Consider the following 19,227-nt stretch of genomic DNA (forward strand, 5'->3'; position numbering starts at 1 on the left):
AGGGTTCCTATTGGAGCCATGCCTTTTTTCGGCTTATATCAGTTCTTCTGCTCGTTTGGGCACTAGCATTTTTAGGCTGCCCGGCTGAATTTCGATATCGAGCGGTGTCTTTAAATAGATTTCGCCATCGGTATCGACATCCAATTCTTCCGTTGTTTTGATGGAAATGGATTTTCCTTGGTAATGGACGATATGCTCAAGTTCTTCAGTCACCACTTCAGGCTGCGACAATGAAAACCATTCACGCAGGGCAGCCAAAGAAGATGTTTGGATAATAAATAGATCCAATAGGCCATCTGCCGGATCGATTGTGGCCAATGGGAAGTTATGCGTACCGATCGATTTGCCGTTCATGACAAGAACCAGCACGCCTTCTTCAGCATAGGTGATGCCATCAATCTTCAGCTGCACGGGGAATGGGTCTGCCTGTCGCATGGATTGCAGCGCACTCATAAAATAGCTCAGCTTACCATAACGCTCTTTTAGATGAGGATCAATATTTGAAGACGCATCCGTGATCAGCCCGATGCCAGCAAAGTTAAGGAAAGACCCGCCATTGATCCGACCCGTGTCGATATCCCTAAATTCCCCATTGATCAATTCTTCCGCTGCTAAATTCAAGTCTAAAGGGATATTCAAGGTGCGTGCAAAATCATTGCACGTGCCACTTGGCAATATAGCCATCGGAGGAGGGGCGGGAATAGCTGATAAGGCACGGACTGCAGAATGGACCGTCCCATCGCCTCCAGCGATAAACAAAATGTCTGCATGGGTTGCAGCTGTCTGGCAGGCATTTTCGAACTCTTCGGGTGATTCAGTTTGGATAAGTTCGAGTGACTTGGAGGCTTCAGCCAAGTGCGGAACGGCCATTCGCAGGACGGAGTCTATCGTAGACGCTCCTGCGTTGCCGTTATACAATAAAACGGAACGATTGAACTTAGGCATTTCATGTGCCCTCCTGTACTTCTATTTATCTATCTATTCCCACTAATACAGATCCCGTAAACTATGGCAGACTACAAAAAAATGAGGTGTCAGCATGACGATGAAATTATATTATCAGGATTCGGAGATTTCAGAAGCAATGGTAGAAGTGATAAAGACTGGAAAAGATCAAGCAGGCTTTTATGCTGTTTTGGACCAAAGCTGTTTCTATCCAGAAGGCGGCGGCCAACCGGCAGATACCGGCAATATCGGATCTGCAAACGTACTGGATGTCCAGACAGTGGAAGGAGAAATCCGCCATTATACCGATGTCGAGCTTCCAAAAGAACGTTTTGCTGCAAAATTGGACTGGCAAAAAAGATGGGATCATATGCAGCAGCATGCCGGGCAACATTTATTGAGCGCATTGTTTGAGGACGAATATGGCTTAAAAACCCAAAGTTTTCATTTAGGGCAAGAGCGTGTCTCCATCGATTTGGATTTGGATACAGTAACAAAAGAACAGCTGCTGGAAGTCGAAGATATGGCCAACAAAACGATCAGCCGACGCCTTGTGATTTCCACAAAGTGGGTCAGTCCTGCAGAAGCCGAAGAATTAAAGTTGAGAAAGCCGCCGGCAGTTGAAGGCGACATCCGTTTGGTTGGAATTGATGGCATTGATCTGAATGCGTGCGGAGGCACTCATCCCAAAAACACGTCAGACATCGGCCTGTTGAAGATCATTTCCACAGAAAAAGCGAAAGGCGGCACACGGGTTTATTTTCTATGCGGCAATCGGGCTTTAACGTATTTTAACTTTTTGATGGACACCACTGACAAATTGGTTGTTCAGTTGAATGCGCCGGCTTCTGAATTGTCCGAAGCTGCCGGGGCTTTGCTGGCTGAAAAAGCCACAGCTGATAAAACAATCAAAACCTTGCAGGAACAATTATTGAATCTGGAAGCGGAAGCGATTCTTCCAGACAATGGCGTTGTCGAAAAATTGTTTGAAGACCGGCCGATCAAAGAGCTGCAACAGCTCGCCCGTTATGTAATCAGCCGGCATCATGCGGCGACCGTGCTGTTCATCAGCCGTTCAGGGGATGATGTGCGTTTTGTTTGTGCAAAAGGTGAACAGGCGCCGGGCGATATGCGGGAAGTGCTGAAGCAACTGCTGGCATTGACGGATGGGAAAGGCGGCGGCAATCCTCAGTTTGCACAAGGCGGTGGCAAGACTGCTGAAGCACCAGAAAGATTCCAGGAGATTTTTCGGACAATGGTAAAGAATTTCGGATAAACTGTGTAACTTTTCCAGCGCATTGCTGTCTAATGGGAAAAGGGATGTCTGAAAGGGCGTGAAGCATCATGAAGAAGAAAATCTGGGCCATTGCAGCTGTCGTGGCTACAGCGCTTATTCTAGCTTTTGTTTTTCTCAATGATAAGGTGTCGGTGAGCGCATCTCCGGTGGCGTTAGCGGAGCAGGGCTGGAAAGCTAATTTTTCTTCTGCACTTCAGCAGGATGCTGTAAATAACGGCGATCTGTACATCACGGATGCAGAAGGTGAAAACATAGCTGCCGAAATGATCATCCACGCCAATGGCAAGACCTTGGAAGTGCCGGGGCTGGCCACAGGCGAATATCGATTGCATATCAAAAAAAAAGCCTTACAAAACAGTTTTGTAAAAAGCTTAGCAGCTACTGAAATAACGTTCGTTGTTCAGGAACAATTGGAAAAGCTGTCAGAGGAAGAAGAGCTGCGCATGTACTTTTCCCGGCTGATGGAAATGCAGCGAAATAATCCGCGATACGGTGGGGCCGTTGCAGAGAACAGTGAAGAGACGGCCGAATCCTCCGACTCTGCAGCAGGCGAAGCTGAAGGTTCTGGTGGAGGTCATTCAAGCACCAATAATCAGGTGGATGGGGTGGATGAAGCGGACCTGGTGAAAACGGATGGTTCGTATGTCTACTCGATCAGTGAGTCTCGAGTGGTGATTTCGGATGTCCGCAATCCGCAGGGAATGACAGTGGCTGCCGAGCTGCCATTTACAGAAGAAACTTATCCGCAGCAGCTTTTCTTATCAGGCGACACCTTGGTGGTTATGGGCAGCCGCTTTTCTGCCATGCCAACAGATGACTTCCAGCTGCCGGAGAACCAGTTGCCGCATTTGAACGTCACATCTGTTTCTTTATACGATGTCAGCAAGCCCACTTCACCTCAGCTGATCCGCGAGTTTGGCAGTGAAGGGAATTTGAACGGTGCAAGGCTGACGAACAATGTCCTTTACTTTGTCACCAATGTTTACCCCGATTATTGGATCTTGGAAGAACAGAGTGAGCCTGAACTCCGGCCGCATCACTATGATTCGAAAGAAGGCGGGACCCTTCAACCGCTCCCTTACGACAGTATCGCGATTCTGCCTGGAACGATGGAAGGCAGCTATAGCGTCATCACGGCGATCGACCTTGCTGCACCTGAAACCAACGACATTTCGACAGAAGGTTTTTTGGGCGGCAGTGAGCAGCTTTACATGAATGAAGAAAATCTGTATCTGACCGCTTCTGCCTATGTTCCGTTGGATGATGAATCGGTACGGAGCGGCAGAGAAACAATGATTTGGATTCCGGAACAAGCCAATACCGAGATTTTTAAATTCGGGTTGAACGGGACGGCTGTAGAGTTCCTGGCTTCTTCAGAAATAACGGGTTCTCTTCTTAACCAATTTTCCATGGATGAACACAACGGCTATTTCCGAGTGGTGACCACAGAAGGGATTGCTTGGGATCTCACCACACCATCGAAAAATCATCTGTTCGTTCTGGATGGACAAATGAAGCAGGTTGGATCAGTGGAAGATTTGGCACCTGGAGAACGGGTTTATTCCGCTCGCTTTATCGGAGATAAAGCCTATATGGTGACTTTCAAAGAAACCGATCCCCTTTTCGTCATTGATATTTCGGCGCCTTCTTCTCCGCAAGTGCTAGGAGAATTGAAAATACCGGGCTTCTCAAATTACTTGCATCCTTTGGATGACAATCATTTGATTGGTTTCGGCTATGATACGAAACTGGTGCCTGAAAAAAATGGAGAACCGCGCGTAGTCACAGGGGGCATGAAAATTTCTTTGTTTGACGTCAGTAACTTTAATGCCCCAGTAGAGAAAGATATGGAAATCATTGGAGGGGCAGGCACTTACTCAGCGCTTCAATACGACCATAAAGCGCTGTTTACGCATAAGGAGAAAAACTTATTCGGTTTTCCAGCTGCCATTTATAAAGAGACTACAGGCGATTACGTGGAATTTGAAGGCGAAGGTGCGTTGATCTACACCATCACGGACCAAGGCATTTCACAAACCGCAAGCTTGGTCGAACAAAGCGACAATCAGTACGAAGATTGGAACACTGCTGTACAGCGGATCCTCTATGTTGGTGACACGCTTTATACAGTCGCGAATGGTGAAATTAAGAGCTATGGTCTGGAGACATTTGAACCCATCAGCATTCTGAAATTTGATCAGTAGCAAAGAAGAGGCGGATTTTTATCCGTCTCTTTTTTTTATATGTTTTTAATTAGCAGAAAAAGGGAAGTTGAGAAGTATTCTGAAAACTATAAATGGAGGGATATCGATGAAAGCCGTAACATTCCAAGGAACAAAAAACATGCAGGTGAAAGAAGTAAAAGATCCTGAAATCCAGAAAAATGATGATATTATCGTGAAAATAACTTCCACGGCTATATGCGGAACAGATTTGCATATTTATCAGGGCGCTTTGCCGACGACAAAAGATACAGTCATTGGGCATGAACCGATGGGGATTGTCGAAGAAGTAGGGTCAGGCGTCACCAAAGTGAAAAAAGGAGATCGCATCGTACTTCCTTTCAACGTCAGCTGTGGCCATTGTTTTTATTGCAGCCATGAAATGGAGAGCCAGTGTGATAATTCAAATGGCAACCCCCATTTCGACACAGGCGGCTATTTCGGCTTAACGGAACGCTATGGAGATTATTCTGGTGGACAAGCTGAATATTTGCGTGTACCTTACGGAAATTTCATGCCGCTTGTCATCCCGGAATCCTCTGAGTTGGAAGATGAATCACTCCTGTTCCTGTCTGACGTTCTGCCGACTGCTTGGTGGAGTGTCGAAAACGCAGGAGTGAAAAAAGGCGACACGGTTGTTGTGTTAGGCTGTGGTCCTATCGGGCTCATGACACAGAAATTCGCCTGGATGCAAGGCGCCAGCCGCGTAATTGCGGTGGATGAAATTCCTTACCGGATGGAACTTGCTAAAAAAATGAACAATGTCGAAATTGTTGATTTCAGTAAACATGACAATACAGGGGCTTTAATCCATGAAATCACGCAAGGCGGGGCGAATGTTGTCATCGATTGCGTAGGGATGGATGGCAAGAAATCGCCGGCAGAAGCAGCTCAGCAAAAATTGATGCTGCAAGGTGGTACTCTCAGCGCAATTGATATTGCAAAAGACGCCGTCAGCAAATTTGGTACGATTCAGCTCACAGGAGTTTATGGCTTGACGTACAATATGTTCCCTCTTGGAAATATGTTCGAGCGGAACGTCACCTTGAAAATGGGACAGGCTCCAGTTATTCACCTAATGCCGATGCTTTACAAAAAAATCGAAAACGGAGAATTCGATCCGCGTGAAATCATTTCACATATTGTGCCGCTGGAAAGTGCCGCAGACGCATATCAGATTTTCAACGACCATCAGGATAATTGTACAAAAGTCGTCTTGAAACCATAATTATCGATTCATCTCCAACACACCATTAAACGCCCCGACGACCTGGGGCGTTTAATTTTTTGTCCATGTGCGTTATGATGAGTACAGAAACCGACCGCGAGAGGAGAGAGACATGTGGCGCAAATAGGAGAGACCCGGCGCGAACTCGCGTTGGATTGTTTTTTGCTGGCGGGCAGAATCATGATGGAGAGCGGGGCCGAAACCTATCGAGTCGAGGACACAATGATCCGGATGGCGGTATCGCAAAATATGGTGAACTCCCATTGTTTTGTTACACCAACAGGCATCATGTTTTCTCCAAGTGAAGAGCTGGCAACTCGATTTGTTCGAATCAATAACCGGAGCACCGATTTGGAACGGGTGGCACTCGTCAATTCCGTTTCACGAAACCTGGTGTCCGGTGAATATACATTGCAACAGGCTTATGATGAAATGCTGATGATTGATCAAACCAATTATCGATCCAGTATATGGGTGCAGACCCTGGCCGCTTCAGTGGCGAGTGCCTGCTTTTTTATTTTATTGGGCGGCAGTTGGATCAACCTTCCATTTGCTTTTGTAATCGGAGGAATCGGCTTCATCATTGTGGAAAAGATCCTGGAAGAAACGCGTGTTAAGATATTTGCTGAATTTATCGGAGCTTTTGTAATCGGGATACTTGCATCCCTCGCTGTCTATTCAGGGATTGCGACCAATTTGGATACGCTGATCATCGGTTCTATCATGCCGCTCGTTCCGGGATTATTGATCACAAATGCTGTACGGGATTTGATGGCGGGCCATTTTGTATCCGGCTTGTCCAAGGGAGCTGAGGCATTTTTGACGGCCTTTGCCATCGGTGCAGGAATCGCTTTAGTCATATCGTTTTAAGGAGGAAATCAAATGAATTGGCCATTGGAAGCGCTACTTAGTTTTTTGGCGGCAGGCGCATTTGGCGTCATCTTCAATGCCCCGCGCCGGACCCTGGTCAGTTGTGGACTGGTGGGCATGAGCGGATGGCTCATTTACCGCAGCTTCTTTCTGATCTTTGAGGATTCGGTCCAAGCCTCTTTTGCTGGAGCCTTTGCTGTTTCAATTGTGGCCCATTTGCTGGCGAAGAAGTTCCGGATGCCCATGATCATATTCAGTATCGCGGGAATCATTCCATTGGTTCCGGGAAGCAAGGCATACAATGCTATGCGCAACATCGTTGAAAACAATTACCTGGAAGCTATCGCTTTCGCATCCGAAGCGTTAATGATCTCCGGAGCTGTGGCAATGGGACTGGTTTTTGCAGAAGTGATGATGCAACTGTTCTTCAAGCGGCAGGCAAAAAGAATACAAAGAAAAATGGGCCTGACACAAGAGTGATTCTTGTTAGTCAGACCCATTTTTAATTTGTGGAAATGAGAGATTGAACAGGCGTTTCCGCTTTTCTAGTTAGTTCAACCATTTCTCCAAATCTGCTGCTGTCATCGGGTGGCCGATGATGTAGCCTTGAAGGCTGTCGCAGCCCATGGCGCGCAACAGTTCAAACTGTTCATTGGTTTCAACGCCTTCAGCGGTTACTTGGAAGTCGAGTGATTTGCCGAACTGAATCATGCCGTTGATCAGTTTTTGTATTTTTTCCTGTTTAGTGATGGATTGAATAATCGTTTGATCTATTTTTAATGAAGAAATTGGCAGCATAAGCATATAGCGGAATGAGGCGTAACCTGTTCCGAAGTCATCTAACGCAAAACTGATGCCTTCTTGTTGAAGAGTCTTCATTTGAGACATAATCGAACGTTCCGCTTCTGCTTCAAGTGCAAATTTCTCTGTGATCTCGATCATCAAGGAACTTGCTTTGCAGTCATTGATTTTTAATTGTTCAAGTACCATCTTCGCCATGTCTTTGTCTCTGAACTCACGGATAGAAGAGTTGATGCTGATTTGCAAGTCGATGTCCTTGGTTTGCCATTCTTTTAATTGACGGCAGGCAGTTTCGACGACAAAGCTGCCGATTTCATTGATCAAGCCATTTTCTTCAGCAATCGGAATCAGTTCGTCCGGTGTAATGACACCGATTTCCGAATCAGTCCAACGCACCAACGCTTCTACGCGCTCCACTTTGCCGTTGTTCAAATTGACCTGCGGCTGGTAGAGGAGCTGTAAGTTCTTGCGGTCCAAGGCATAGATGAGCCGTTTTTCGATAAATGCTTTACGGTTCAGCCGCTCGTGGTCATCAGATGTCAGTGCGGCAATGGCACTGCCTCCACGGTCTTTCACTTTTTTGATGGTCGCATAGGAAGCTTTGATCAAATGCATGAAATTCTGCTGATCTTCAGGGTATTTCGTGATGGCACCGCTGATGGTCAATGGCACTGCTGTACCTTGAAGGTAAATCGGGTGCTGCTTCAGGTAATGAAGGAAGCCTTCGATAAACCAGTTGCTCAACGGTGTAACCAATGCAAATTCGTGCAGGCCAGCACGCGTGATGATCGAATCGGAAAAATACATCCGAAGGCGCTTAGTGAACTCGATGAGCAGCTCGTTTTCTGTATCCGTATCCGAGACGTCGCGCAATGTGTAAAAACGGTCAATATCCAGGAAAACAAAGGAGAAATGACGTTCTTCTTCTATGTATTCATTTACGACCTGTTCAAGGCGATGGCGATTCTCAAGGCCGGTGACCGGATCAATAAAAGCAATTTCTTCGAGATGCTGCTGGGCTTTCTTATTGGCGGTTATGTCTTTTTCCAGGAAAATGTAATAAGTATCATCACCGGAAAGCTGCATCGGAATGGCCGTTAAGTCCACCCAGTAGATTTCTCCATCTTTTTTCACTTTTTTCGCTTCACCGTTCCAGACATTTCCTTGTCTGAGAGTGGACAAAATCGAATCGACAAACTGAACGTCTTCTTCACTGTCTCCGAACATATGCCAAACAGGCTTGCCCAAAATACGTTTTGGTGTCCACTTGCTCAACTTCAAAAACAGTGGGTTCGCATAGGTAATCAAAAATTCCTGATCGAAATAAAGCAACATGAAAGAGTCGTCCAGACCGTTCCGCAAATGGTTTAATTCTTTAGCGGGAGAACCGTCTTCATCGGTTTCGTCCAGTTCGTAGATGGTCATGACATACTGCTCGTCGTCGGCTGTATAGGATTTGGCTACAACTGTTGTATATGCTTTTACTCCGTCGCCCATTTCGATTTCCACATCTTCAAATCTGACCGGTTCCTTAGTCTTTAGTAACTTGTCCCAGGACTGCTTGTTCAACGCTGCTTTTTCGGGATTCATATAAGGAGAGAGCTGTCCTTTGACAGCTTCGGATTCTATTTGGAAAACACGTTCAGCATGCTGATTGCACCATGCAATGAACCCATTTTTATCCATGATGATGATGGGGAATGGAATATGGTTGAAAACGAGGGTATCGGCTAATTTTCCTTGCAATTCGCTCATTCTTTGACGCTCCTTAACCGTAGTCTATTCTTATTATAGAGAAGAAAAGGTCTATCGTCATCCTTTTCAAAATAATCTCTATGACAAGTTTATGGTTTTTTCACTATCCTTTAGCCGATAATCGTGAGAGAATAGGCATAAATCATAAGAAAATTGAGGTAAGAGTATGTTAAAGAAAATTTTTGTATTATTATTCCTGATTTTTATAATTCCTTTTTCAACTCTGGCACATACGACTCTATTGTCATCGACACCTGCTGAAGGTGAAAATTTGACGGAAGCCTTAAAAGAGGCGGAACTGGTTTTTGGAACAAGAATTGAAGAAGGCAGTACGATGACAATTGAAGGAGAAAACGGTTCTTTTGAATTCGACAGTATTGCTATTGAAGGGGATACAATGAACGGCATTTTCAGTGAAACCTTGGAAAATGGATCTTATCGTATTCTTTGGAATATCATTGGAGAAGATGGACACCCGATAGAAGGGGAAATCGCTTTTGGGGTAACTGTTGAAGAAGAGGAAGCTCCGGTTGCCGCTGAAACAGCCGAAGAGCCGGCAGAGGAATCTGCGGCACCTTCAGAAGAAGTGGTAGAACAACAGCCTGAAGAAGGCGGCAATTTACTGGTAACGATTCTGCTTGTGGCGGCTGCTGTTTTGGTCGTCTACGGAATCTTTAAGTTGCTCAAGAAGAAAAAATGATGTCTTTCTCCGCAATTGCCGATGTCTTGCTGTATGTCGCTTTTTCGTATCTCGCAGGCTCGATTGTACTCCAGTTTATCCCGGATGACCGAAAGCCATCGCTATCCACTTCCAAAATTCTGCTGCTGCTCAGTACGGCCGGTGTTATTGTGCTGTCCTTTATGCCGGTCTATGAATTGGCTTTATTCCTGCAGAGCAGCCAAGGATGGGGCGAGGCTTATCAGAATGCCATTACCGGGTTCCGGGTAGGGCAAGGCTGGCTGATCACGGTGCTGCTCAGCATCATTTTGGGAATCTCCATCTATTTGGGGGGCAGCCGGTATATTCAGGCGCTGTACTTATTTTTACTTATTTTGACCGTGGGCTTTTACAGCCACATTTCCACGCTTGATTTGTGGGCCGGCTTCGCTCTTCATTCCATCCATGTTCTTTTCATGGCAATGTGGGCGGGGGTTCTGCTCCATGTAAGCTGGTTCGCAAAGGATGGCTCAAATTGGCGGCGCTTTCTGTCCTGGTTTACGCCTTTTGCGTTTTTCTGTGTGGCAGCCGTCATAGGCAGCGGCATCATTATTATGTTCTTTTTTGTGGCGCCGGCCGATTATGCGAATTCCTGGGCATTGCCTTATGGCCAATTGCTGTTGCTGAAGCACCTAAGCATTATTCCGGTGCTGTTGGCGGCTTTGATCAATGGCTTTCTCAATAAGCAAAAAGTTTTCCGGCAGTCTTGGCTAAAACTTGAAAGTACCCTGTTGCTGCTTGTTTTTGTTTTTACTGCGTTTATGAGCAAACAGGCTCCTCCTCATGACGTTAATGACACACTCCGGATTGAAGGCGGAGCTTGGTTTTTGGAGGGATTGGCGGGACCATTATATATCCCGCTGGCAGCCGGATTGGATTGGACATTGAACGGCTCACTGCTGATGGGGCTTGGCTTGCTGCTATTGGCTATGATGCTGTTGAGTTTTTTCCGACAGCTGAATGCTTGGCTGTCATTGCTGTTCAGTCTCGGCTTTATCATTTGTTTCTACGTGGGCTTAATGATGAATCTGTCATTCTAAATAATTAATGGCCAATCTTTCGGGATTGGTTTTTCTATTGGAAGGAAAGGAGAGCTGATATGGAACGTCTAAAAGGAATAGCCATGATATTAATCGGAGCGATGCTGTGGGGAGCCTCGGGTCCTTTGATGGAATGGACCATGGAAGTTTACGGGATTTCCGTTTCATTTCTCTTAACTATACGATTGACGGTGGCGGGCCTTTTCCTGCTTCTTTTCTTGAAGCTGAAAGGCGTGCGAATTACGGCCATTTTCCGCAACAAAATGTGGGTCCGGCCTTTGCTGATATTTTCCGTATTGGGAATGTTGGGTGTCCAGTATAGTTTTGTCGCTGCCATCGAAGCAAGCAATGCAGTAGTCGCCACTTTGATGCAATTTTTGGCGCCTGTCTATATTATTGCTTTTGTTTCTCTAACCCATAAAAAATTGCCGCCGGTCTACCAAATTATCGGAATGGCAGGAACATTAGCGGGATTGTTCCTGCTGCTGACCAATGGCAGGCCTGACCAACTGATTATTAGCGGAGAAGCATTTTTCTGGGGAATTCTCGTCGGACTGGCTTTCACATTTTATACGCTTTACCCTGCACAGCTTATGCAGGAATGGGGCGTCCTGCTCGTTGTCGGCTGGTCGATGCTTTTTGGCGGAATTTTTTTAGGGCTGGTAAATCCTATCTTCCTTTCAGATGAATGGCCGGTCTTGGCCCAATGGCCGGTAATTGGATCCATATTTGCCATTATTGTCGTCGGCACAGCTGCCTTTATCTTGTTTCTAAGCAGCATGCGCTACATTACGGCCGTCGAAACCAGCATTCTTTCATCCATGGAACCGTTGACGGCAATGGTCATCTCCGTGTTCTGGTTCGGGCAGGTGCTGTCGCCGATTCAATTGTTTGGGGCATTCGCCATGCTGGTGTTTGTCACCTGGTTGTCGCTTGCCGGCAATCCAAAGAAGAAAACTGCACGGTGAATTAGCATAAGGATTCGGTTCTTTGGCGCGGATCAATATGATCAATAAAAGCAAAATGGTAATGAATGATGCCTATCACCTGAAAAAGCGATGCCCCTTAAAAAGGCATCGCTTTTCTGGCTTATTCCGCTATAGCAATCAAAAGGAATGAAGAATCGGGCTGCTTGATGTTTGCTTTAAAATAGAAATCCCTATTCGATATCTGAAAATTATGGCATACTAGTCAATATAAAGGTTCGAGTTTCGAAACGTTTAGGAGGCACTCCCATGAAAACAGTTTTTTCATACGCCAAACCATATAAATTTTATATTGTTATTGCATTGATTTTAATGCTTCTGGAATTGACAGTGGAGTTGCTTCAGCCGCTTGTCATTGCGAGCATTATCGACCAAGGGATCGTGGCGAGAGATCAGGACGTTATCATTCAATTGGGCTTAGTGCTGATGGGCTTGTCGGTCATCGCCTTTGTATCGGGCATCGTCAATTCGTATTTTGCAGCACATGCCTCGCAAAGTTTTTCGTTTGATCTTCGGCAGGCTCTTTATGGGCGGATCCAATCATTTTCACTGGCTATGTTCAACAAATTCCCGGCTTCGGGTTTGATTACACGATTGACCAGTGATGTCACGTTGGTGCAGCAAGTCCTCTATATGGGGCTTCGGATTATGCTGCGCGCCCCTTTGCTTGTCATCGGAAGCATGATTATGGCATTTGTCGTTAATCCGAAACTGGCCTTTTATTTGGTGATTGTTTTTCCATTCTTATTGATATTCCTGTATGCCATGGTCAAAAAAGGAGTCAGCTATTTCGGTTTTGTCCAAAAGCGTCTGGACCGGGTCAACCGGATTGTTCAGGAAAATCTGCAGGCTGTGCGCCTGATCAAAGCCTATCTGCGCGGAAAATATGAAACCAACCGTTTTTCGGAAGTGGCAGGCTCATTGAAAATTGATACAGTAAAAGCATTTCGCATCATGGAAATCATTTTGCCGATTTTATTGTTCGGCATGAACTTGTCCTTATTGGCTGTTTTATGGTTTGGCGCCTTTGAAATCCGCAGTGGCGGTGCCCAAATCGGTGAATTGGTCGCCATTGTCAATTACGCGATGCGGATGACGGGTGCTTTCACCATGTTCTCTTTCATCATCATGATATTTGCCCGTGCGAAAGCATCCTCAGAGCGCATTGAGGAAGTGCTGCTGGCAGAGGATGTCCGTGAAAAAGATGAGAGCGGCGAATCCAAAGAAGTGCACCGCGGTGAAATCCGTTTCGAGAATGTTTGGTTCATGTACCCGGAAACTTCAAGGCCGGTGCTGCACAATATTTCCTTCCATTTGAAAGCCAATGAAAAACTGGCAATTATGGGAGCGACCGGCTCCGGCAAATCTTCTTTGCTGCAGCTGATTCCGCGTTTCTATGACGCCACCGAAGGAACGGTCTCAATCCATGGCAGGGATGTAACGAAATGGCAGCTGCGTGCTCTGCGAAAAACGATCGGCATTGTGCCCCAACAATCGCTCCTTTTTACAGGGACCATTTCCAATAACTTATCTTGGGGGAAAGACGAAGTAGTGCAGGACGAATTGGCTGACGCGGCGATTAAAGCGCAGATCCACGAAACGGTCGAACGTTTCCCGAAAGGCTATTACACCCGCGTGGGTCAAAAAGGCGTCAATTTATCCGGCGGCCAAAAACAGCGTCTGTCGATCGCCCGCGCTTTGGTGCGCAAACCTTCCATTTTGATTTTGGATGATAGCACAAGTGCACTGGATGTTAAAACCGAAGCAGCATTATGGGAAGAGTTGGAACAGGAACAAGCGACAATGCTGGTGGTTACGCAGAAAATCAGGACCGCTATGAGGGCGGACCGGATTCTGTTGCTGGAAGATGGCCAAATTTCCGGTTACGGCACCCATGCCGAGCTCTTGGAAAGTTCTGAGCTGTATCGCCAGATTGCGATGTCCCAACAGGAAGAGGAGGTTGATGAATATGTTTAATGCCATTCGCCGCCCATTCGGCCATGAACCGCTTTTTTCGAGAGAAGACTTGAAGAAAAAGGATGAGAAGAAGAACGAACGTGCAGAAAACTGGAAATCAACCTTGCTGCAGATCTGGAGACTGGTCGACGAGCAGCGCTTCCTGCTGATTGTGGTGTTGTCGTTGGTGTTTGTCAGCTCGGCTCTTGCCTTGCTGGGACCTTATTTAATCGGCTTCATCATTGATGAATACATCGTTCCCCAGAGCTTCAATGGCATGGGCATCGTTGTCGTGTGGTTGATTTTCGTCTATATCGGGCATTCCGTTTCGCTGTATCTGCAGAATTTCTGGATGGTGGGAATCGCACAGCAAGTGATTTTCCGTATGCGGACGCGTCTCTTTTCACATCTTCAGCGTTTGCCGGTATCGTTTTTTGATAAACGGCAACATGGGGAGTTAATGAGCCGTATGACCAATGATATCGAAAACGTTTCTTCGACCTTGAATACGTCTTTTATCCAGGTGTTTTCGAGTATTTTGACTTTGACCGGTACGGCGATCGTCATGCTGACCCTGAGCCCGTTGTTGACGTTGTTGACCTTGATCATCATTCCGCTTATGTACATTTCGATCCAATGGATCACCAAACGCACCGGCAGGCTCTATAAAGAGCAGCAAAAAGCAATCGGTGAATTAAACGGCATGATCGAAGAAACGATTTCCGGACAAAAAATCATCAAGGCGTTTTCACAGGAACCCCGTGTCATGGAAGAATTCCGCGAAAAAAGCGAACGGCTTCGGCGTGCCGGATTTTGGGCATGGACCTATGCCGGCTTTATTCCAAAAGTCATGAACTTCCTGAACAACGGCAGTTTTGCCATCGTGGCAGGTGTCGGAGGCATCTTGGCGCTTAACGGGTCCGTGTCGATCGGTGTCATTGTCATTTTCACAGAGTACTCCCGACAATTTACCCGTCCATTAAACGATTTAGCCAATCAGTTCAACACCGTTTTGTCTGCAATTGCTGGAGCTGAACGAGTTTTCTCGATTATGGATGAAACAGAAGAAAAAGACGACCAGGTCCTCAACGTGGAAAAACAGTTGGAAGGCGAAGTGGTTTTCGACCAGGTGTCGTTTAAGTATGAAGGCGCAGAAGAAGATTGGACCATTCGTGATGTCAGCTTTTCCGTCGGCATCGGCCAAACTGCAGCACTTGTCGGTGCAACTGGGGCAGGCAAGACGACAATCATGCAGCTCTTGGCGCGTTTCTATGATGCCAATGAAGGCGAAATTCGTCTTGATGGCACCCCGATTGCAGAGATGCCGCGTGAAACCTTGCGCAAACAGATCGCTTTTGTGCTGCAGGATCCATTTCTGTTCGAGGCGAGTGTCAGCGACAATATCCGTTACGGGAAATTGGATGCAACGGATGAAGAAGTAGTGGAGGCAGCAAAAGGTGCCAATGCCCATGACTTTATCGAGAAGCTGCCAGATGGTTATGACACGATTCTGACAGGAGACGGGTCCATGATCAGCCAGGGACAGAAGCAATTGCTGTCGATTGCCCGTGCGTTGATTGCCGATCCGGTTATCCTGTTGCTGGATGAAGCGACGAGCAGCATCGATACGGTTACCGAACTGAAAATCCAGGAAGCGCTGGAGCACTTGATGGCAGGGCGAACCAGTTTTGTCATCGCCCACCGATTGAATACGGTGCGAAAAGCCGATATGGTCTTGGTTATGGAAATGGGAAGATTGGTGGAATCAGGAACGCAGCAGCAGTTATTGAACGGAAATGGCATTTACGCCAATATGCTGGCTGATGCGAAATTATAAAGAGAAACTTCGCTCAGTGGGGGTCTTCCCCACTGAGCGTTAGTTGAACCAATCGGACTTTTACGGTCAGTAAACCCCCGCTGAAAAGTGGGGGGGGTACTGCCCGTTGAAGCGGGATAAAGAGAAATTTCGCTCAGTGGGGTCTTCCCCACTGAGCGTCTGTATCGGATAACTAGAAGGCCTGTTCCGGAAAATTCGGAGCAGGTCTTTCTGATTGAAAAGGTCTGTGTTTTTCTTTCTTTTCAAGCTCGATTTGTCCAGTTGATGTGATAGGATGAAAATACAGAGAAATACTGAAAAAACGAGAGCTATTCCCGCGCATTGCATTAGCAGGATATCGTTTACAGGAGGTTGAAAAATGGATTTATCGCTATCGATCGTTTCATTTCCGATAGATGAGCAAACTGCCAGCGACATGGCGCAATTGCTCGAACATCTGCCATCCGAGAATCGGACAGTTCTCCATCCATCGCTATGGAGAGCGGATGAATCCAGGGGTTTCGCAGTGATTGCCTATACCGCTGAGGATGAATTGATCGGGTTTGCTGCGGCAGCGGATATGGTGGGCCTTCACCATTATGAGTGGTCGCTTTTCGTCCATCCGGATTACCGCCGGCTTTCGCTTGGAACAGCGCTGGCAGACGGTGTGGCTCATGCTTTGGCGCAGCGCCAGGCGGAAAGTGAACTGGCGGCTTTCGTCAACAATTCGGACATCGCTGCATTTATGGAAAGCCTTGGCTTCCGCCCGGATTTCAAGGAGATCCTGCTATCTGCAGAACCGCTGCCAAGCAGTAGCCTGCCGGATGAGTTTCAGGTGGTTCCTTATGCAGGAGAAGCGGAGGAATTGACTGAGTTGCTGGCTAAGGCATTCGACGACAGCATTCTGCCTATATTGGAGCATAATATGGAGGCTTCGGAAAGAGAAATATGGCTGTTCAAGAAAGGCGGGCAGCCCCTTGCCACGGCAACGCTTTTGACAGAAGAAGGTGCATTATGGGTAACGGCATTTGCTGTCCATCCGGATCAGCAGGGGAGAGGCTATGGCAAGCTGTTCTTGAAATGGTGCCGGGAACTGGCTTTCAAGCGTAACCTTGAAAAAGTCCTTTTGGATGTCGAAACAGAGAATGATGCGCTCCATGTCTATGAGAAATCAGGTTTTCACAGACTGCAGACAATTTCATATTGGAAACGGGAAACAGCTTAGAAAAATGAAAAACCATCCGCTTATGCGAATGGTTTCCCTGTCGGCAACAGCTGCTTTTAAATCAATTGCCGGTTTGTTTATATTCTTTATCGGTGCCGTCCGGATATCTGACTTCAATTTCGATTTCGGTATAACCACTATCGATGCCAAAGGCTTCGACGACCTGTGAGATGGCTTCATCATCGGGAGTGTCCGTTGTCAGTTCCAATTGGCTGAGGCCGGGTTCGATTTCATCCATGGCATCATTTCCTGACAAATTCGTTTCCGTCATTTTGTTTTGGTATTCAGCTTCCACTTTGTCACGGTCTTCTTCATAATTGATTTCAATCATGTCATCCATGTCGGGGAAATCGACATTAACATCAAGTTCAGTAAAGCCGAATGTTTCACCGCCGATGCTACCTTCGTCCAGGCCGCCTTCAGGAGAAGCGTTGCTGGTTCCACCGGCATCAGCAGGCTGTCCTTGATTTTCATTATTTACAGGCTCAGTCACTTGTTCGTCATCCCCACAGGCGGCAAGAAGCAGCACCGAAGAAAAAAGTATGGGAGCCAATAGATTTTTTTTGTTACTAGTCATTTGCTAACATCCTTTCGGGGAATTGGTATAGTAAGCACTTTCCCGTTTTTTTGAGAATTTAATCATTTGCAGACGAAACGGTAAAACAGACCAGCAGAGCCCAAGCCGAGAATGAACGGAGCAACTTTGATGAACAACTATGAAAATGGACAGAATATCGCCGCTGCCGCTGAGAAGAATATCCGCACAGATTTTAAGGAAAGCATGACATATGGTGACTATCTTCATCTGGACAAGCTCTTGACGGCACAAGATGGCGTCAGTGGCCATCATGACGAAACCTTGTTTATTATCATCCACCAAGTATCGGAACTGTGGATGAAGCTGATCTTGCATGAACTGCAGGCAGCTATCGACAATATCCATAAAGATGATCTTCAGCCGGCGTTCAAGCAATTGGCCAGGGTCTCACGTATCCAATCCCAGATTATCCAGGGCTGGGATGTGTTGTCGACATTGACGCCTGCTGAATACATGGAGTTCAGGGACGATCTCGGCAATGCCAGTGGATTCCAATCCTACCAATATCGCATGATTGAATTTGCACTTGGTTATAAAACCAAACATGTGTTGAAAATCTACGAAAAAGATGCGCCGCTTCACGCCGAGCTTGAAAAAGCTTTTAATGCTCCAGGGCTTTACGATGCAGCGATTCAGAAACTGGCAAGAAGCGGGTTTGCTATCGATAAAGAGATATTGGAGCGGGATGTCAGCATGGTCTACGAATCGAATGAAAGTGTACGCGATGCCTGGAAAACGGTTTACCGTGACGTGGATACGCATTGGGAACTGTACCAGCTGGCTGAAAAACTAGTAGACATTGAAGATTGGCTCCAGCAATGGCGCTTCCGCCATATGAAAACAGTGGAACGTATCATCGGTTTCAAACAAGGAACGGGCGGTTCGTCGGGAGTCAATTACTTGAAAAAGGTTCTGGATCAATACTTTTTCCCGGAATTATGGGAGATACGAACAGATATTTAGGAGGGGTTTTGTGAAGATTTACGCACATAGAGGCTGCTCAGGGGCCTATCCGGAAAATACATTAGTGGCCTTTCGTGCAGCAGCTGAATTGCCGATTACAGGCGTCGAAATTGATGTGCATTTAACCAGAGATGGAGAAATCGTCGTCATCCATGATGAAAAAGTCAACCGCACCACCAACGGCAAAGGCTATGTAAAAGATAAGACCTTAAAAGAACTTCGTGAATTGGATTGCGGTTCCTGGTACTCCGAAGAATGGAGCGGCGAAAAGATTCCGACACTGGATGAAATCTTTGATATTTTTGAAGAGACCAACCACAGGCTGAATATCGAATTAAAGACCGATGTCTTTCCTTATGATGGCTTAGCGGATAAAGTTGTCGACCTCGCTGCAAAACGCGGGTTCACGGATCGTGTGCTGATTTCTTCTTTCAACCACGAAGATATTCTGTCGATTGTGCAGGACAAACAGGTTGAAAGCGCCATCCTGACTTTTGAAGTGCTGGTTGACGTTTACGACTATGCCCGCGTTATCGGAACAAAACGCATTCATATTTCCTTGCCATCCGCTTTCAGAAGAATGACAACAGACGCTTTGCGAAAAGGCGCCATCGTCTATGTTTATACGGTCAATGACCTGAGCTACGCGGAAGAACTGCAGAAAATCGGCGTCCACGGAATTTTTACCGATCATCCCGAAAAGATGCTGGAACATTTCGGACAATAGAGTCGGAAGTAACAGGAGTCGGGCTTTCAAAGACTAGGGTGCAGAAAAAAATAGTGCCACTAAAGAAGGCGAAAAAAGAC

General features: G+C 46.5%; 16 protein-coding genes. 13 read left to right on the forward strand and 3 right to left on the reverse strand.

Annotated features, from left to right (window positions below; genetic code table 11):
* Positions 1-33: 33 nt before the first annotated feature.
* Positions 34-945 (reverse strand): diacylglycerol/lipid kinase family protein, encoded by a 912-nt coding sequence (locus tag H9630_RS00065; protein ID WP_191713460.1) that lies wholly within the window; start codon positions 943-945, stop codon positions 34-36.
* 94 nt (positions 946-1,039) lie between these two features.
* Between H9630_RS00065 and H9630_RS00070 the strand changes: the two genes are divergently transcribed.
* From H9630_RS00070 to H9630_RS00090, 5 genes are all read left to right on the forward strand, one after another.
* Entirely contained in the window at positions 1,040-2,221 is a 1,182-nt protein-coding gene (locus H9630_RS00070; protein WP_191713461.1) for an alanyl-tRNA editing protein, read from the forward strand.
* A gap of 68 nt (positions 2,222-2,289) precedes the next feature.
* Positions 2,290-4,446 carry a beta-propeller domain-containing protein gene (locus H9630_RS00075; protein WP_225218299.1) on the forward strand — a complete coding sequence of 719 codons (2,157 nt, stop codon included), beginning with the start codon at positions 2,290-2,292 and terminating at the stop codon, positions 4,444-4,446.
* 106 nt (positions 4,447-4,552) lie between these two features.
* The gene (locus tag H9630_RS00080) at positions 4,553-5,692 is read left to right on the forward strand and encodes a zinc-dependent alcohol dehydrogenase (RefSeq protein ID WP_191713462.1); all 1,140 of its coding nucleotides are present in this window, start codon (positions 4,553-4,555) and stop codon (positions 5,690-5,692) included.
* Between the two features lie 114 nt (positions 5,693-5,806).
* Positions 5,807-6,562: a threonine/serine exporter family protein gene (locus tag H9630_RS00085; protein WP_191713463.1), complete on the forward strand. Its 756-nt coding sequence runs from the start codon at positions 5,807-5,809 to the stop codon at positions 6,560-6,562.
* Between the two features lie 12 nt (positions 6,563-6,574).
* Positions 6,575-7,042 (forward strand): threonine/serine exporter family protein, encoded by a 468-nt coding sequence (locus H9630_RS00090; RefSeq protein ID WP_191713464.1) that lies wholly within the window; start codon positions 6,575-6,577, stop codon positions 7,040-7,042.
* 69 nt (positions 7,043-7,111) lie between these two features.
* Here H9630_RS00090 and H9630_RS00095 read toward each other — a convergent pair whose 3' ends face one another.
* Complete coding sequence (locus H9630_RS00095) at positions 7,112-9,118, reverse strand: bifunctional diguanylate cyclase/phosphodiesterase (protein ID WP_191713465.1); 2,007 nt, start codon at positions 9,116-9,118, stop codon at positions 7,112-7,114.
* Positions 9,119-9,284: 166 nt separating this feature from the next.
* Here H9630_RS00095 and H9630_RS00100 point away from each other — a divergent pair, with 166 nt between their 5' ends.
* From H9630_RS00100 to H9630_RS00125, 6 genes are all read left to right on the forward strand, one after another.
* Positions 9,285-9,818 carry a copper resistance CopC family protein gene (locus H9630_RS00100; protein ID WP_191713466.1) on the forward strand — a complete coding sequence of 178 codons (534 nt, stop codon included), beginning with the start codon at positions 9,285-9,287 and terminating at the stop codon, positions 9,816-9,818.
* Positions 9,815-10,876, forward strand: a complete 1,062-nt coding sequence (locus tag H9630_RS00105) for a copper resistance D family protein (protein ID WP_191713467.1) — start codon at positions 9,815-9,817, stop codon at positions 10,874-10,876. The genes H9630_RS00100 and H9630_RS00105 overlap by 4 nt, the downstream gene beginning before the upstream one ends.
* Before the next feature lie 59 nt (positions 10,877-10,935).
* On the forward strand, positions 10,936-11,844 hold the full coding sequence (locus H9630_RS00110; protein WP_191713468.1) for a DMT family transporter: 909 nt from the start codon (positions 10,936-10,938) through the stop codon (positions 11,842-11,844).
* 267 nt (positions 11,845-12,111) lie between these two features.
* Positions 12,112-13,839: an ABC transporter ATP-binding protein gene (locus H9630_RS00115; protein WP_191713469.1), complete on the forward strand. Its 1,728-nt coding sequence runs from the start codon at positions 12,112-12,114 to the stop codon at positions 13,837-13,839.
* Positions 13,832-15,655 carry an ABC transporter ATP-binding protein gene (locus H9630_RS00120; RefSeq protein ID WP_191713470.1) on the forward strand — a complete coding sequence of 608 codons (1,824 nt, stop codon included), beginning with the start codon at positions 13,832-13,834 and terminating at the stop codon, positions 15,653-15,655. The genes H9630_RS00115 and H9630_RS00120 overlap by 8 nt, the downstream gene beginning before the upstream one ends.
* Before the next feature lie 358 nt (positions 15,656-16,013).
* Complete coding sequence (locus H9630_RS00125; protein ID WP_191713471.1) at positions 16,014-16,859, forward strand: GNAT family N-acetyltransferase; 846 nt, start codon at positions 16,014-16,016, stop codon at positions 16,857-16,859.
* A gap of 61 nt (positions 16,860-16,920) precedes the next feature.
* On the opposite strand, the gene H9630_RS00130 is transcribed toward H9630_RS00125, so the two are convergent.
* Positions 16,921-17,436 carry a YusW family protein gene (locus tag H9630_RS00130; protein WP_191713472.1) on the reverse strand — a complete coding sequence of 172 codons (516 nt, stop codon included), beginning with the start codon at positions 17,434-17,436 and terminating at the stop codon, positions 16,921-16,923.
* 129 nt (positions 17,437-17,565) lie between these two features.
* Here H9630_RS00130 and kynA point away from each other — a divergent pair, with 129 nt between their 5' ends.
* On the forward strand, positions 17,566-18,420 hold the full coding sequence (kynA, locus tag H9630_RS00135; protein WP_191713473.1) for a tryptophan 2,3-dioxygenase: 855 nt from the start codon (positions 17,566-17,568) through the stop codon (positions 18,418-18,420).
* A 10-nt stretch (positions 18,421-18,430) separates the two neighbouring features.
* The gene (locus H9630_RS00140; protein ID WP_191713474.1) at positions 18,431-19,147 is read left to right on the forward strand and encodes a glycerophosphodiester phosphodiesterase family protein; all 717 of its coding nucleotides are present in this window, start codon (positions 18,431-18,433) and stop codon (positions 19,145-19,147) included.
* Positions 19,148-19,227: the final 80 nt, after the last annotated feature.

The sequence above is a fragment of the Planococcus wigleyi genome (genome assembly GCF_014836985.1).
Classification (GTDB): domain Bacteria; phylum Bacillota; class Bacilli; order Bacillales_A; family Planococcaceae; genus Planococcus; species Planococcus notacanthi.